Below are 15162 nucleotides of genomic sequence, written 5' to 3'. Positions count from 1 at the left end.
AATGTTTTCCTTTTTTAATTAATAACGTGTTAATTACAATGATATTTTAGTCTTTAAAAGCTCCCTGCTCTTTCATCAAATTCAATTCCTCTGGCTCTATCTTATTTACAATACCATAAGAAGGAACACCAGCGATTTTGATTTCATCTAAAAGATCAACGAAGTTCTTATAATTAGACTTATCCGTAGGTTTTAAAATTACCATTAATCCTTTTTTAGGATCTCCAGTTTGGGCTAAAACCTTTTTGTTGTTATCGATAAAAGCTTGACGAATTCCGCTTTTTCCAAAGTTATCCACTGTTGGTGCGGTAGAACCCATAACGCCCATGTACCAAACAATTTTATCGTCTGATCCTAAAAGAACTGTCATGGTTCTAGAAGCTTTTACAGGTAATTCATCTTTCTGTTCATCGTCCTTATCTGGCATGAACATATCCATTGCCTGTGGTTTAGCAAGGGTAGTGGTTAACATGAAGAAGGTAATTAATAAGAAAGCTAAATCCACCATCGCAGTTAAATCTACTCTGGTTGACATTTTTTTACTTCTTACCTTTTTACCTTTACCGCCACCCCCGCCGGAGGTATCTAATTCTGCCATTGCTGTAAATTTTTATTAGTTAAGGCCTTCTAAAGAAGTTACTAAACTAAATTTGTTAATGTTTTGCTTTTGTAGTATGTCTACTACTTTTCTTATCGTAGGATATTCTTCATTAGAATCTCCTTTGATAGTGAATCTTAATTCTTGACCATGAAGCTCTTTTGTAGCATATCTGGCCTGTAAAATCCACTGGTGTAACTCGTTATTTGTAGAGTCTGTAGGGATTCCTGGCTGGTTTAAGTTATTACGCTCGGCGCCATTTAAAGCAATATATTCCTTTAAATTAGCCATAGGTACACCAAAAGATTCAACAAGCGCAAAACGCTTTTTCTCTTCTTCGGTGAAAGTAACTTTATACTCTTCAGCCATTCTCTCTAGAGCTCTCATCCTTACATCTTGGCCAACAACTCCAAAAAACACTTTTCCTTGTCCTACTGTAAGCATAGAGATATCGCTATCTGGTAACTTAATAGTTACCGTAGAAGAAGGGGTGTCTACCGGAAGTGGTTCCGGCTGTCTGGCTGTTGCCGTCAATATAAAGAAAGTAAGCAATAGGAACGCCACATCACACATGGCGGTCATATCTATCGCGGTACTCTTTCTTTTAATTTTTACTTTTGGCATCTTCTTAAATTTAAATAATTAGTGTTTTACTTTATTAATACCATTGCTTTTAGAATTTAAAAGCGTGTATCACTAATTTATTATTTATGAGTTGCAGCGTAAGTTTGTACAATTGAGAAACCTGCTTCGTCAATTGAGTAAGTTAAGCTATCAATTTTAGAAGTAAAGAAGTTGTAAGAAATAATAGCTAAAGTAGAAGTACCAATACCAGTAGCTGTATTAATTAACGCCTCAGATATACCGTTTGCTAAAGCCGCTTGATCCGGAGCACCAGAAGTTGCCAACGCACCGAAAGCTTTAATCATACCCACAACTGTTCCTAATAGACCAGCAAGTGTACCAATTGATACTAATGTTGCAATTACAGTTAAGTTTTGCTCTAACATTGGCATTTCTAATGAAGTAGCTTCTTCAATATCTTTTTGGATTGCTAAACATTTTTGTTCTGTATCCATAGAAGAATCCATTTCTACTTCTTTGTATTTTAAAAGTCCTGATTTAATTACCGCTGCAACAGATCCTTTTTGTTTGTCGCACTCAGAAATTGCACTTTCTACATTATTAGAAGCAAGAAATTGTTGTACTTTTTTAACAAAAGCATCTACGTTTCCATTTCCTGCTGCTTTGCTAATTACAAAGAAACGCTCAATAGAAAACACGATTACCATTAAAAACATACCCATTAGGAAAGGTACAACTACCCCACCTTTGTAAACCATACCGAAATAATTTCCTGGAAGTGGGTGATTAGCCGGGTCTCCTCCTTCAAAGTTTGCTGGATTTCCCATCACAAATAAATAAAGTCCCCATGCAATAACTATACAAATAACGATAGCTAATCCTGCGAAAATACTTGAACCGCCTGATTTCTCTTTCTTAGCTGTACTTGGTTTTGGTGCGTTTGCCATTTTTGTTTTAATTTTTAGTTTTTGAATTAATTTTTATGTGTGTTACTTGGTTTCTTTTTGTATGATGAATAACAAATTTATCATTTATCCTTTAATATCAAATCTTTTGCCACATCATTTACAATTAAAATTTTGTTAAACTTCTTCAGCAGATTCTGGATTTCTATTAACGCAATTTTAAAAAAAAATTGCCCTCGTGAGGACAATGCAAATGCAATTAAAACTATTTTTATTTAAAAATGCAAATTATGAACAAAAAATTAACATTGACTTCATATAGAAAATAGCCAAATAGAAGCCCTTTTAGCTTGCTATAATTAAGAAGTTGCTAATTTTTTAAATAATTAGTGTTGAAACTTGTAATTTTTTAGGCCTATCCGCCAATTTTTTTCACTTTATAGCCTTCTTTTAAAAGAATATCAATTATTTTTTGTCTGAAGTCTCCTTGTACTAAAATCTCTCCATCTTTTACTGTTCCGCCAACGCCACATTTGGTTTTTAGCATTTTACCAAGCGCTGTTAAATCATCAAAATCACCTACAAAACCTGTAATTAAAGTTACGGCTTTACCGCCTCTTTGTTTCTTATCTAATTGCACTCTTAAATCCTGATGTTTATTTTCAAGCTTTTCTTCTTTATCTTCATCAGGAGCTTCATATACATGATCTGGATTGGTTGAGAAGACTATCCCATCGAAGCTGTTAAATTTTTTTGACTTTTTATGGTTCATGCGCTTAAACTAATAAAGTTAACGATAAAGGTTTAACACCTATTGTTATCTCTTTTGGAAAAAATAAAGGTTCTCCATCTATATGAACGGGGCCTTCCGTAGCTCTAGTGATTTTAATATTTCTACCTTTATAAATATCAACATAATTAGATTGATGAGCCAATTTAGTAAACATACGGTAGGCTAATAAAGGAAACTTGTATACTGGAAATGGTTTTATAATGCAAACATCTAATAAACCATCATTTAAAGATGCAAATGGAGATATGTGTGCGTTATTACCGTATTGTGATGAATTGGCTATACTAATCATAAAGGCTTTTTCTGTATAAATCTTTCCATCAACATTAATTTCATACTCTTGTGCTTGGTATTGCGCTATTTCTTTAAATGTAGATTGTATATATCCTTTAAAACCTCTGTTTTTATCTTCAGCAAATAATGCACTTATATGAGCATCAAAACCAATACCTGCCATATTGAAGAATTTTCGTTCGTTAAAAGTTCCAGAGTCTATTTTACAAGTTTTAGCCGTATTAAGTCTTTGTATTGCCTTACGATTATCAAGCGGAATTTGTAAGGTACGAGCCAAACCATTGCCAGAGCCACAAGGGACAATAGCCATGGTTTTACCAGACGATTCTAAAGCCGACGCTACTTCATTAATAGTACCATCGCCACCAACACATGCTACAATATCTATGTTTGCTGCAACTGCTTCTTCTGCAATTTTAGTTGCATGCCCGGCATACTCCGTAAAAATAATCTCGGCATCATATAAACTATCATCCAGATATTGATCTATCAGTGATGGCATAAAGGTTTTAACCTGCCCTCCTGAAATAGGATTTACAATAAAAAGAATCCTGCTTCTCAAAACTTTAACCTAATTAAGTACATGCATGCAAAGTAATTCTAATTTCTAAAAAAATAAAAATTGTTATACCTTTGTGCCTTCAAGTGGAATGATTTGAGACGCTTCTAAAGCCAGGATTGCAACCACATTAAAAAGTGCTAAAGCCAAAATTGCTTTTACCATCAGCAGTCTTTCTTCTATTCCCAATTTTTTTGAAATTAAATTTTATTTAATATGCCTTATTTATTTACATCAGAATCTGTTTCTGAAGGTCATCCGGATAAAGTTGCGGATCAAATTTCAGACGCTTTAATTGATAACTTTTTAGCTTTTGATAAAGAATCAAAAGTAGCTTGTGAAACATTAGTTACTACAGGTCAGGTGGTATTGGCTGGTGAGGTAAAATCTAAAACTTATTTAGATGTTCAAAGAATTGCTCGCGATGTGATTAGAAAGATTGGTTATACCAAATCTGAATACATGTTTGAAGCCAATTCTTGCGGTATACTTTCTGCTATTCATGAGCAATCTCAAGATATTAACCAAGGGGTAGACCGCTCTAAACCAGAGGAACAAGGTGCAGGAGACCAAGGTATGATGTTTGGTTATGCTACCAATGAAACAGAAAATTACATGCCTTTGGCTTTAGACATTGCGCATAAACTATTAATAGAACTTGCTGCTTTAAGAAGAGAAAATAAGGAAATTACTTATTTGCGTCCGGATGCTAAATCTCAAGTAACTATTGAGTATGATGACCATCATCAACCAATAAGAATTGATAGTATTGTGATTTCTACCCAGCATGATGATTTTGATAAGGATGAGGCTATGCTGGCAAAAATTAAATCGGATATGATTCATATTTTGATTCCGAGAGTGCAAAAGCAGTTAAAAGCTGAGCTTCAAGCTTTATTTAACACTCAAATTAAATATCATATAAACCCTACAGGTAAGTTTGTTATTGGTGGCCCACATGGCGATACTGGCTTAACAGGAAGAAAAATTATTGTTGATACTTATGGCGGTAAAGGCGCACATGGTGGTGGCGCTTTCTCTGGAAAAGACCCTTCTAAGGTAGACCGTTCTGCTGCTTATGCAACGCGTCATATTGCTAAAAACCTTGTTGCTGCAGGTGTAGCAGATGAAGTTTTGGTACAAGTATCTTATGCTATTGGCGTGGCAGAGCCTTGTGGTATTTTTATCAATACACATGGTACTGCAAAAGTTGATTTAACTGATGGCGAGATTGCTAAAAAAGTAGCGCAGGTTTTTGATATGCGCCCTTACTTTATTGAGCAACGCTTAAAGTTGAGAAACCCAATTTACGCAGAAACTGCTGCTTATGGCCACATGGGGCGTAAAAATGAAGTTGTTAAGAAAACTTTTACTGGTGCTAACGGAGAAGAAAAACCATTGAAGTAGAACTATTTACTTGGGAGAAACTAGATTTTGTTGATCAAGTAAAAGTAGCATTTGGATTATAAAATACTGCTTTAATCATATGAAAAGAGCCGATGCTGCGCATCGGCTCTTATTTGTTTAATAGCACTTTAAATTCTTTTAGCTTACTGGTAAATAAATTTTAACTGCTGTACCTTCATGAAGCTTACTTTCTACTTTTATTTCTCCTTTATTGGTTTCAACAAATAGCTTCATAATAGGCATTCCTAAACCTGTACCTGCTATATTTTCTACATTTTTAGAACGGAAAAAAGATTCAAATAAATGCGGCATTTCATCCTCTGCTATTCCCATTCCATAATCCTTAACTTCAATCACCACATGATCTTGGCTATCATAAAGTTTAACTTCTATTGGAGCATCATCTGGAGAATACTTTTTAGCATTGCTAAGGGTATTTTCTAATACCTGAACAAATAATTTAGTATCTATATTTACTTTATCCTTTTTATTACTGAATTGTTTAATTAAAGTTCTTCCATTTAAAATTCTATGAGCATCATGATGGATATAGTTTTCTAGAAATTCACTTATGGATAATGTTACCGGGTTGAAAGGAACTTTTTTGGCTTCAATCTTACCCATAGTTAAGATATCAGACATCAAATCTGTGATTCTATCTACATCTAAAATAATACTATCTAATTTGTTATTTATTTTTGGGTAACTACTTAATTTTTCTGAAGCATTTTCTTTATTGAGCACAGCCTGGCATAATTCTACCGCTAATCTTATAGTAGCTAAAGGTGTTCTAAATTCATGCGATGCCAAAGTAACAAACCTAGATTTTAACTCGTTAAGCTCTCTTTCTTTAGTGAGTGCTTTGGTTAGTTCAATTTCAGCTTCTTTAGTTGCTGTAATATCCATAATAAAACCAGTCATTTCTGGTGCTGTACCAGCAGCATTATTTTGGAAAACTTTGCCTATAGCTAACAACCAAATGTATTTACCTTCCTTATTAAGAATACGAACTTCAACCCTAAATAAATCATTTGGATTTCTTTTATAATTCTCCACATGGCTAAAAATATTTGCTCTAACATTATCACGATCATCTGGGTGAACCAAGCTAAGCATCAGGTTTAAGTTAACATCAGTAAGGTCTTCTCTAGAAAAGCCAAGCATTTTCAAGAAGTTGTCGTTATGTATAATAGAACCAGAGTTTACATCTAATGTCCACATACCTAATTTTGCCGCTTCTAGCGCTAACTCAAATTGGTTATTTAAGTTTTGTACTTTTATAAGCTCTTCTTTTACATGTGTAACATCCCTCGTAATACAAACTAAACCGCCGTCTTCAAAAGCTGCTAAAGAAATCTCTTGGAGAATCTTAGTTTTATCTTTTCTAATGCCAAGGGTCTCGCCACTCCATTTACCTTCTTTCATTAAAATAGGAAAGTATTCTGAGCTTATCTTATCTATCTCGTCTTGCTCATAAATAATTTGCCAACTTTGGCCCATCAACTCTTCTGGTGTATAACCAAATACTTCTGCATGGTATTGATTCATGAAAGAGTAGTTGCCATTTTCATCTAGCAAAGCAATCCCTACAGAGGAATTATCAATGGCTAAATACTGTTTTGCAATTATTTCTTCTTTTTCTTTTAACTCTGATACATCTGCACCAAAACCAATTACATACAGTAATCTTTGTTGCTCATCGTAAACAGGAGTCAACATTCTTAACTGATATTTAACTCCGTCTTTTGTTAGAAATTTCTCTTTGATGGATGCTGGTTGCTTATCCTTAAGAACTTTACGGAAAAGCTTCTCGCGGTCTTGTGCTAACTGGATAGGTTTTTCTCGATGCTTACAATAATCATAATCTGTTTTACCTAGCAACCAATTTTTAGTTTCATCGTTAGAAACACAATTATCACTTAAATACAAATACTTCTGATTTTTGTCTATTACAGAAATATAAGCTGGTATATGGTTGATGATGTTTTCGTAGAATAGAGTGAGTTGTTTTAACTTAACTTGTTGTTCTTTACAATCTTTTAAAATACTCTGCTGGCCTACAAAAGAGCCAAAATTCATACAAAAAGTTTGTAAGGCAATGATATCAGCATCACTTATATGCTCTAAATCAGTAGAAAAATCTGCTACTATAAAACCCCAAAAATTTTCCTGTGTAAGAATTGGCAATAGCATAACGCTATGATCTCCAAATAAAGTCACCAATTCTTTTTCTGCAATTTTATAATCAGGTTTTTGATTTCTTAGAAAAGGTAAGCCAGTTTTTAAAGCGCTTTCTAGGTTAATTAAAGAGCTCCAATCCGCATCTTTAAAAGCTAAATCATAATTATGCTGTTTATTATGCGCTACCCATTTATAGGTGTATGCAAAATTCTTAAGTTCATCAGCATCATAAATGTTTTTATAAATATATAAACCCTTTACGTCTAAATAATCACCTAGTAAGGCTAAAACTTTATCTATAGCACTTTCGTTATTAAAGCCAGAATATAAAAAAACGTTCGATGACTGTAATAGAAATTGTAATGGAAGCATCTCTTTAGATTGGTTTAAATTACTTTTATGTGTCATCTAAAATTATTTTTATTAATTAAAATTATATAGATTTAAGTGTAAATTCGCCTTCACTCTCATTTTGGCATTTTATACAAGCTTATTTTAGTTGCCAACTTATGTCAAAAATTTTGCTTATCGAGGATGAATTTCGATTAAGAGAGAATCTTATTGAAATACTCGAGCTTTACGATTATGAAGTACACGCTGCAGTAGATGGCTTAGATGGTTTTGCCAAAGCTCTTGAGGTAGAACCAGACATTATTCTCTGTGATGTAATGATGCCTAATTTAAACGGATTAGATTTTGTTTCTAAAATTAAGCAAACGAATTTAGCTCATATCCCTATTATTTTGTTAACCGCAAAAGTAGACCCAGAAGATGTGAAAGAGGGACTAAGCAGAGGAGCTAATTGTTATATTAAAAAACCTTTTCTTACAGATGATTTGCTAAAAAATATTAAAGAACTTACATCCAAAATCTAAAAAACCTTGCCGATTCACATCGACAAGGCCTACTCTCATTTTAAACTACAGGCCACACTATCTGGCATGTTTCTTTCACTAAGATTAACTTAGTTTGATATATTGTTCTGTATCAGAAGCCTCGCACTTTAGATACAATATCATTTCAATTTAAGTAAAGCTGATAAACAATATAAATCGCTTTTGCTTTATAATGCTAAGTTAAAAGATATAAAAAGGCCCAGCATCCCCTAAATTAGGGATATAAAAAAATTCTTTTTTTAGAGCTGCTTTTTTTTGAACTAAAGCAACTATTTTACGTAGTTCCAGTATACTCCTTAAATTAAGGGATGAGAGATAAGAAAAGATGCTTAAAAAAAGCTATATTTAATTTTACTGCTGCTAAAACAACTTAACCTCACATTATATAAAATGAAAGAAGTCTTCGAGTTTTGATTTCCTCCTATTAAGAGTTTTTAATGCCATGTTTGAGGGATAAAAATTCTTTAACTCATGAATTTTTAGCAAAGCATAGCAAACAATAAGATTAACATAAAAGTTAGGGATATAATAACAAAACCAAGTTTTTTATTTAAAATACTTAAAATACAAGTAATTAGTGATAAATATGATGTTAAAAAGCAACTTTCATCATCTTATTTAAGCCCCTAAAAACCTACTTTGAATAATAAAAACACCCCTATAATAAGGGATATTTTATAAAATAATTATATAGTAATTCGTAATTGGTACAAAGTATGTCCCTAATTATATTGTGAGAGAATTTTTTGAGTTATGCAGAATCAAAATATTAATGAAGAGCTTTTAAAAAAGAACAGAGTACCTAAAACAATTTTAATAGCTGAAGACGACTCAATAAACGTTTTATTATTGAAAAAAATTTTAGTGCCCCTAAATTTCAATGTAGTGATAGCCGAAAACGGGTTAGAAGCTGTTGAGAAATTTAAAGAAGCTCAATACGATCTTATTTTGATGGATGTTTACATGCCGGAAATGGATGGTTTAGAGGCTATTAGACAAATTAAAGCGCTTAATTTAAGTACGCCGCCTATAGTTATTGTATCTGCTGCAAACTTAGATGAACGCGTAATTAGTCAAGACTTAGGTGTTAAATATTTTCTATCAAAACCTATTGGATTAATGGAGTTTAAAGAACTTTTAAACAGATTGTTATGAGTACTTCATCTAACCAACATCATTTAGATCAGGCAAGTTATATTCTTACAAAATATACCTTATGGAATATTAATAGAAGATGGTAAACGCTGCATACATTCTGCAAACCAAGAATTAATTAAAATTTTTGGCATGGATGCTAAGCCAGAAGATTTAGTAGGTTTAGATTGTGAAGTACTTGCTGAACAAGTTAAACAAGCTTTTAAAAACCAAGAATACTTTGTTCAAACAATAAAAAAATGTATATCAGAAAAATTTAAAAGCGGGCCTTACGAGTTTGAACTGGTAAATGGCAAATTTGTTGAACTTAATTATATTCCATACTATGTTAATGACGCATTTGCAGGCCACAGTTGGTGTTACAGCAATGTAACTATCAAAAAAAATCACGAATTACAAGTAAAAAAGCAAAGTGACTTCTTTTTACATATTCTAGATTCTTTACCCGCTGATATTGCCATTTTTAGCCCGCAGCACACCTATATGTTCTTAAACAAAAGTGCCGTACAAGATGATGAGTTTAGACAATGGATGATTGGTAAGACTGATTATGATTATTGTACTTTAAAAAATAAACCGGCACATATTGCAGATGAAAGACGTAAGAACTTCCAAAAAGCACTAATAAACAGAGAGGATGTTTATTGGGAGGATGAATTTACAAAACCTGATGGTGACAAAAAAGTTATTTTACGCATATTTCATCCATATATTACCAAAGCAGACAATGTAGAATTTGTTGTAGGTTACGGCATTGATATTACCGAGATTAAAAAGAAAGACTTACAAATTCTAGAAACAGAGCTAAAAAGTAAATTCTTGATAGATAATTTCAAGAAAGTAGTTTTTACTGCAGATTACGAAGGTAAATTTGTGGATATTAACCCCGCTTGGGAAAAAATTACAGGTTTTAGTGTTAGATCTTGTATGGGTAATGCGCTTACAACTTATGTAAAAGATACTTCCTTTAAACAAACCTTACAGGATTTCCTTCATGATAATGAAAAAACCGAGCTTAATTTAAACTTCCAAATAAAAACTCAGAAACAACCAAAATGGGTAGAAGCTTACTTCTCTAAAAATTTCAGTATAGATAAAAAAGTAAAGTCTTTCTGGGGCACTATAAGTGATGTTGATGAGCAAAATAAAGAGAAAGACAAATTACTACAGCTTATTACGAAAGAAAAAGAGCTAAATGAATTAAAGTCTAAATTTGTTAATATGGTATCGCATGAGGTAAGAACTCCGCTAGCGGGTATTTTATCAAGTGTTGAGCTCTTAGAAATCATCAATCAAAATATAGATGCTGGTTTAAAAGAAAAAAGCACCAAGCATTACTCAAGAATTAAAGACCAAATTATAAAAATTGGCGAACTGATGAATGATGTACTGATTTTAGGTAAAATAGAATCAGGAAAAATAGAGCTAGATGTTGAAGAAGTTGACTTTGTTGCCAATTTATCAACCTTCTCTAGTAATAATATCAATATTGCAGAAAACAACATCATCAAGTTATTTGTGAAAGGTACACCAAGAAAAGTAAAAATGGATTGGAAACTTATGGAACATGTTTTCACTAATTTACTAAGTAATGCTATCAAATACACAAAAGACTCGCAAAAATCTCCAGAACTTACTATAAACTTTCATAGTAAAGATGTAGAAGTTACTGTTAGAGATTATGGAATTGGTTTTCCAAAAGATGATATAAAACTCCTTTTTCAACCATTTAAAAGAGCTTCAAACGTAGGAAATATTAATGGAACTGGGCTAGGATTAATACTAGTAAAATATTTTGTTGAACTGCATAAAGGAGAAGTAAGCGTTATTTCTGAAGAAAACGTAGGCTCCTCCTTCACTGTAAAATTACCCTATTAAGCATGAAAAAAGTTAACATTGCTATTATTGATGACAATTATCATTTATCAGAAAATCTAAAGCACCTATTGGTCATCAATGATTATCATGTAGATGTGTATAGAACTTTAAAAAGGGCAGAAGTAGGCTTGAAGGAAAATAAACCCGATTTAATTATTTGCGACCTTAATTTACCAGATGGAGATGGCTATGACATCATTAATACCATCAGGGCAAACACTGTCTTTAACTTAACCCCTGTAATTGTACTCACTGGAGTTTTAAATGCTAATGTAAATGAGCTTTTCCTCTTAGGGGTTAGTAAAATATTTTTTAAGCCAACCCAATTTTCTTTGTTAAAAAGTACCATAGAAAAACTACTTGTTAAAAGAAAAGAATACATGTTTTTAGTAAGCCTTTTCAGGTAGCACAGAAATTTATAAAGAGCGTATTTAATAAAGTAGATTATGCTTAAAAAAATTGTGGTTATAGAAGACGATGAACTTATTAGAGAAAATATAGTTGATTTTCTTTCTCTTAACTCTTTTAATGTTGAAGGCTTTAGTGAAGGTATGCTTGCTCTGGAAGCAATTAACAGAGAGATACCTGATTTAATCTTATGTGATATTTCTTTACCAGGCTTATCTGGTCATGACATTATTGGTAAGCTAAAAGAAAACGACACCACTGCTGAAATACCATTTGTTTTTTTAAGTGCTCATGCAGAAAAATCTGATGTTAGAAATAGCATGGATTTGGGGCCGATGACTACCTTATTAAACCATTTACCATGAAGCAATTAGCTGCTTCTGTTAATTCAAGATTAGAAAAGGCCGAAAAAAGCAAATCCAGATTATTTAAAGAACTTAATAATAAGCTTGCCAATTTTCCTAAAATTCTTAGTCACGAGTTAAATACGCCCTTAAACGGTATAGTAGGCTTAACAGCTTTATTATTAGAAAATTTAGATAGTCTTGATAAAGAAGAGATGAGACAATATCTAGAAGCTATCATGACATCTGCCGATAGGCTAACTACAACAAAGCAAAAACTGCTTGTTTTCTTTAATTTGTTAAATGTTACCAAGCCAAAAGTTGCTGAATTCGTATATCTTAACCAAATGCAAGACAATTTAGTTAAGCATATAAATACTACTGCTAGAAGTAAAAGCAGGGGAGAAGATATACAATATAATCTTTTAACAGACCCTATTATCAATACCCTTAAGGTGAATATTCCTTATTCTTATCTATTTACCATTTTTGAAGAACAAATAGATAATGCTATCAAATTCTCGAGTCCAAAATCTACTATTACTGTAAATTTCAAATTAGAGAAAGAAGACTTATTTATTGAAATAATTAATGAGGGCCAGCTTAAAATTAAGTTTAACCCTAATGAAATGTTTATGGAGGTGAATAATTCTTTAAACGGTTCTCAAGGTTTTGGCCTTGGAATTTTTATCATTAAAAAGTTATGTTCTTTATTTGATTGTATGTTTACTTTAACGGAAGATGAATCTTTTGTTATTGCTAAAACAAAAATCAAATGCACCTATTAATTAAAATTTTTATTGCTTAAATTTATTCGTAAAGATGAATTTTTCCATGACCAAAAACATTTCTATAGGTATTATTGAGGATAACGAGAAGCTGCTAAATAATTACTCAGAATTTTTCCAGCTTCAGGATAATTATACCTTAAGTTTTGGTTTCCCTAGTGTAGACGATTTTTTAAGAAATTTCGATAAAAAAGAACATATACAACCTGATATTATTTTATTAGACATTAATCTTCCGGGTACTTCTGGTATAGATGGTATTAAAATATTAAAAGAGTGTTTCCCTAAAGCTATTATTGTGATGCTAACTGCTTACAGCAGCAATAGCCATATCATTACGGCTTTAGAAAACGGTGCAAGTGGATATTTGGTTAAGGGCATGTCTTTACACGACATTAAATCTTCTTTAGCTAATTATGAGAATGATGGCTCTGCCATATCTCCAAATGTTGCTAAAAAACTGATTGAACATTTTAACCATACCAAAAAACAGGAAGAAATAATCTTAAAAGTGCTTACAGGCCGCGAAAAAGACATTACCAAATGTATTGTTAATGGCTTAAGCCATAAAGAAACAGCAGAACAACTTAACATAAAAGCAAGTACTGTTAATCATCATTTAAAGAATATTTATATCAAATTAGGTGTAAATACCAAAACAGCTTTAATAGCTAAAGTGATGAATAATAAGACGGTTTAATCTTTTATTTCTTCTTCTAAACCTAACTCTTCTTTAAGCTGTTTCATTACAGCCTCGTCTTGCTTATTGGTTTTAATTTGCTCTTTATTTTTGTAGTAGTTGATGACCGAGCTTTCTAAACCTTTTCTAATTTTATAGTAATTTATAGCTTCTTTTATACTTGCCGCAGTTACATTTTCGCATTTAAAATTCTGTAAGCTAAAGCTTACAGGTATAACCAAACTTGTTCCACCTTGCGGATTTTGCCATTTACCACTCGTTAGTTTTATCAGTCTGATGGCTTCATCGTCTAAATCTATACCTAAGCCTTGCTCTACTTGTGGGTTTACTACATTTCCTTGTTCATCTAACTGAAATTTCACAAAAATTTTTCCTTCAATACAGTTTGATTTAGAAAAATCAGGGTATTTCATATTTTCATTGATGAAATTTTCTAGCGCATTGGTACCACCTTTAAACGTTGGTACATCGGCAACAAAAAAAGAGCTCAGTAAAACCAATATGATATGTAAGTAATTCAAAATCATACTTATATAACGTTTAAAAAATAAAAATTGTTGTTAAAAAGAGAAAACCAAATTGGGGTCGGGAATTTTAGTTAGCCACTGCTCTTTATCTGCAAAACGTACCACACCTGGATAATCTCCTTTTTTATCATCCATACTACACATTAGTTGGAAATGCACATGTGAAGGCCAAAATCCGTTTTCTTCAAAACTGCCCATATAGCCTATAACTTGCCCTTTTACTATCTCTTTGTTTTCTGCTATTTGTTGAATATCCTTTAAAGACAAATGGCCATAAAGCCCATAAAAAGTAAATCCTTCCAATTGGTATTCGAGGATAATGGTAGCACCGTAATCTCCAAAATTATTGTTAAAGGCAAAGCTATGCACCTTAGCATCCATAAAATTATAAACTGGAGTGCCTTGAGGTGCCCAAATATCTAAACCTAAATGAAGTCTTCTGGCTTCATTTTCATCTGTACCAAAATGATTACTTCTAGCATAAACTGTACGATGCTCAAAATAACCCCCTATACCATAAATGGCATTGGCATTGGCTAAAGTTTCATCTATATATTTTGCAAATAAAGCGGTATTGCCTAATAAAGATGCTGTTAAATGGTTATTTGCAGCAGTGAAATCAAGAAGTAAAAAATCTGTTTTATGGTTGTACTTAACCAGCGGATAGAAATCCTTTTGATGAGCTTTTAGTAGCTCGTTAATTTTATCAGCATTGGTAAGCATCCCAGACTTTTATTCTGAATCTTCTTCTTTACTTATTTTACTGAATATTTTATCCATTCTATCCACATATTCATTGGTATCGTCTAAAAAAAAATCTAGCTGAGGGATACCTCTAACCTGATCTTTAATTTTCTTTCCTAATAAATATCTGATTTCTGACGCATGCGTTTTGATAGTGCTAATGGCTAAATTTGGATTTGGAGCATTAAAAAAACTTAAGAAAACACGGGCCATGCCTAAATCGGCAGTGGCTCTAACTTTTGTTACCGTAATCATTACGCCAGGTAAAAAAGCAGCTGCATCTCTTTGGAAAATCTCCCCTAAATCTTTCTGTATTACTCTTGCAAATTTTTGTTGTCTTTTCGATTCCATGTTTTCTTAATTTTTGTTTGGTTTTACCCAGCTCATCATCAGCTAAAAA

Annotated in this window: 17 protein-coding genes and 1 pseudogene; 8 read left to right on the top strand and 10 right to left on the bottom strand. The window is 32.4% G+C overall.

The features are described from left to right. Positions 1–46: 46 nt before the first annotated feature. The 6 genes from FYC62_RS14105 to FYC62_RS17875 form a co-directional block, all read right to left on the bottom strand. Positions 47–598, bottom strand: a complete 552-nt coding sequence (locus tag FYC62_RS14105) for an ExbD/TolR family protein (RefSeq protein ID WP_149075402.1) — start codon at positions 596–598, stop codon at positions 47–49. A 15-nt stretch (positions 599–613) separates the two neighbouring features. Continuing rightward, positions 614–1222 carry an ExbD/TolR family protein gene (locus FYC62_RS14100; RefSeq protein WP_149075401.1) on the bottom strand — a complete coding sequence of 203 codons (609 nt, stop codon included), beginning with the start codon at positions 1220–1222 and terminating at the stop codon, positions 614–616. 80 nt (positions 1223–1302) lie between these two features. Further along, positions 1303–2130, bottom strand: a complete 828-nt coding sequence (locus FYC62_RS14095) for a MotA/TolQ/ExbB proton channel family protein (RefSeq protein WP_149075400.1) — start codon at positions 2128–2130, stop codon at positions 1303–1305. A gap of 373 nt (positions 2131–2503) precedes the next feature. Beyond that, the gene (locus FYC62_RS14090) at positions 2504–2860 is read right to left on the bottom strand and encodes a translation initiation factor (protein ID WP_149075399.1); all 357 of its coding nucleotides are present in this window, start codon (positions 2858–2860) and stop codon (positions 2504–2506) included. A gap of 4 nt (positions 2861–2864) precedes the next feature. After that, positions 2865–3737: a diacylglycerol/lipid kinase family protein gene (locus FYC62_RS14085; RefSeq protein ID WP_149075398.1), complete on the bottom strand. Its 873-nt coding sequence runs from the start codon at positions 3735–3737 to the stop codon at positions 2865–2867. A gap of 63 nt (positions 3738–3800) precedes the next feature. Further along, entirely contained in the window at positions 3801–3923 is a 123-nt protein-coding gene (locus FYC62_RS17875) for a hypothetical protein (RefSeq protein WP_262713570.1), read from the bottom strand. A 27-nt stretch (positions 3924–3950) separates the two neighbouring features. Between FYC62_RS17875 and metK the strand changes: the two are divergent. Continuing rightward, positions 3951–5203: pseudogene (metK, locus tag FYC62_RS14080) on the top strand (methionine adenosyltransferase). 76 nt (positions 5204–5279) lie between these two features. Here metK and FYC62_RS14075 read toward each other — a convergent pair. Next, positions 5280–7730, bottom strand: a complete 2451-nt coding sequence (locus FYC62_RS14075) for a sensor histidine kinase (RefSeq protein WP_149075397.1) — start codon at positions 7728–7730, stop codon at positions 5280–5282. 101 nt (positions 7731–7831) lie between these two features. On the opposite strand from FYC62_RS14075, the gene FYC62_RS14070 reads away from it, so the two are divergent. From FYC62_RS14070 to FYC62_RS14040, 7 genes are all read left to right on the top strand, one after another. Then, the gene (locus tag FYC62_RS14070; RefSeq protein ID WP_149075396.1) at positions 7832–8197 is read left to right on the top strand and encodes a response regulator transcription factor; all 366 of its coding nucleotides are present in this window, start codon (positions 7832–7834) and stop codon (positions 8195–8197) included. Between the two features lie 774 nt (positions 8198–8971). After that, positions 8972–9373 carry a response regulator gene (locus FYC62_RS14065; protein WP_039455298.1) on the top strand — a complete coding sequence of 134 codons (402 nt, stop codon included), beginning with the start codon at positions 8972–8974 and terminating at the stop codon, positions 9371–9373. 54 nt (positions 9374–9427) lie between these two features. Continuing rightward, positions 9428–11251 carry a sensor histidine kinase gene (locus FYC62_RS14060; RefSeq protein WP_317131549.1) on the top strand — a complete coding sequence of 608 codons (1824 nt, stop codon included), beginning with the start codon at positions 9428–9430 and terminating at the stop codon, positions 11249–11251. 2 nt (positions 11252–11253) lie between these two features. Beyond that, the gene (locus FYC62_RS14055) at positions 11254–11658 is read left to right on the top strand and encodes a response regulator (RefSeq protein ID WP_149075394.1); all 405 of its coding nucleotides are present in this window, start codon (positions 11254–11256) and stop codon (positions 11656–11658) included. Between the two features lie 39 nt (positions 11659–11697). Next, a complete protein-coding gene (locus tag FYC62_RS14050) occupies positions 11698–12024 on the top strand; it encodes a response regulator (protein ID WP_149075393.1) in 327 nt (108 codons plus the stop codon). After that, positions 12021–12791, top strand: coding sequence for a sensor histidine kinase (locus tag FYC62_RS14045; protein WP_149075392.1), 771 nt, complete (start codon positions 12021–12023; stop codon positions 12789–12791). Before FYC62_RS14050 ends, FYC62_RS14045 begins: the two co-directional genes overlap by 4 nt. Positions 12792–12837: 46 nt before the next feature. After that, positions 12838–13491 carry a response regulator gene (locus FYC62_RS14040; protein WP_168199454.1) on the top strand — a complete coding sequence of 218 codons (654 nt, stop codon included), beginning with the start codon at positions 12838–12840 and terminating at the stop codon, positions 13489–13491. On the opposite strand, the gene FYC62_RS14035 is transcribed toward FYC62_RS14040, so the two are convergent. Genes FYC62_RS14035 through FYC62_RS14025 form a run of 3 tightly spaced genes read right to left on the bottom strand, consistent with a single transcriptional unit; the run spans position 13488 to position 15113 of the window. Further along, on the bottom strand, positions 13488–14018 hold the full coding sequence (locus FYC62_RS14035; RefSeq protein WP_149075390.1) for a TonB family protein: 531 nt from the start codon (positions 14016–14018) through the stop codon (positions 13488–13490). The two genes, FYC62_RS14040 and FYC62_RS14035, sit on opposite strands and share 4 nt — an antisense overlap. 33 nt (positions 14019–14051) lie before the next feature. After that, positions 14052–14741, bottom strand: coding sequence for a peptidoglycan DD-metalloendopeptidase family protein (locus FYC62_RS14030; protein ID WP_149075389.1), 690 nt, complete (start codon positions 14739–14741; stop codon positions 14052–14054). 9 nt (positions 14742–14750) lie between these two features. After that, a complete protein-coding gene (locus FYC62_RS14025) occupies positions 14751–15113 on the bottom strand; it encodes a ribosome-binding factor A (protein WP_039454628.1) in 363 nt (120 codons plus the stop codon). Between the last annotated feature and the right edge of the window lie 49 nt (positions 15114–15162).

Source organism: Pedobacter aquae (assembly GCF_008195825.1).
GTDB classification, from domain to species: domain Bacteria; phylum Bacteroidota; class Bacteroidia; order Sphingobacteriales; family Sphingobacteriaceae; genus Pseudopedobacter; species Pseudopedobacter aquae.
Note: the sequence above shows the minus strand (reverse complement) of the source record. Positions and strands in the feature narration are given on the sequence as shown.

What these genes read in the sequence shown, in the direction of transcription:
- FYC62_RS14105 (WP_149075402.1), bottom strand. Translation starts at nt 598, where the DNA reads ATGGCAGAATTAGATACCTCCGGCGGGGGTGGCGGTAAAGGTAAAAAG.
- FYC62_RS14100 (WP_149075401.1), bottom strand. Translation starts at nt 1,222, where the DNA reads ATGCCAAAAGTAAAAATTAAAAGAAAGAGTACCGCGATAGATATGACC.
- FYC62_RS14095 (WP_149075400.1), bottom strand. Translation starts at nt 2,130, where the DNA reads ATGGCAAACGCACCAAAACCAAGTACAGCTAAGAAAGAGAAATCAGGC.
- FYC62_RS14090 (WP_149075399.1), bottom strand. Translation starts at nt 2,860, where the DNA reads ATGAACCATAAAAAGTCAAAAAAATTTAACAGCTTCGATGGGATAGTC.
- FYC62_RS14075 (WP_149075397.1), bottom strand. Translation starts at nt 7,730, where the DNA reads ATGACACATAAAAGTAATTTAAACCAATCTAAAGAGATGCTTCCATTA.
- FYC62_RS14070 (WP_149075396.1), top strand. Translation starts at nt 7,832, where the DNA reads ATGTCAAAAATTTTGCTTATCGAGGATGAATTTCGATTAAGAGAGAAT.
- FYC62_RS14065 (WP_039455298.1), top strand. Translation starts at nt 8,972, where the DNA reads ATGCAGAATCAAAATATTAATGAAGAGCTTTTAAAAAAGAACAGAGTA.
- FYC62_RS14055 (WP_149075394.1), top strand. Translation starts at nt 11,254, where the DNA reads ATGAAAAAAGTTAACATTGCTATTATTGATGACAATTATCATTTATCA.
- FYC62_RS14050 (WP_149075393.1), top strand. Translation starts at nt 11,698, where the DNA reads ATGCTTAAAAAAATTGTGGTTATAGAAGACGATGAACTTATTAGAGAA.
- FYC62_RS14045 (WP_149075392.1), top strand. Translation starts at nt 12,021, where the DNA reads ATGAAGCAATTAGCTGCTTCTGTTAATTCAAGATTAGAAAAGGCCGAA.
- FYC62_RS14040 (WP_168199454.1), top strand. Translation starts at nt 12,838, where the DNA reads ATGACCAAAAACATTTCTATAGGTATTATTGAGGATAACGAGAAGCTG.
- FYC62_RS14035 (WP_149075390.1), bottom strand. Translation starts at nt 14,018, where the DNA reads ATGATTTTGAATTACTTACATATCATATTGGTTTTACTGAGCTCTTTT.
- FYC62_RS14030 (WP_149075389.1), bottom strand. Translation starts at nt 14,741, where the DNA reads ATGCTTACCAATGCTGATAAAATTAACGAGCTACTAAAAGCTCATCAA.
- FYC62_RS14025 (WP_039454628.1), bottom strand. Translation starts at nt 15,113, where the DNA reads ATGGAATCGAAAAGACAACAAAAATTTGCAAGAGTAATACAGAAAGAT.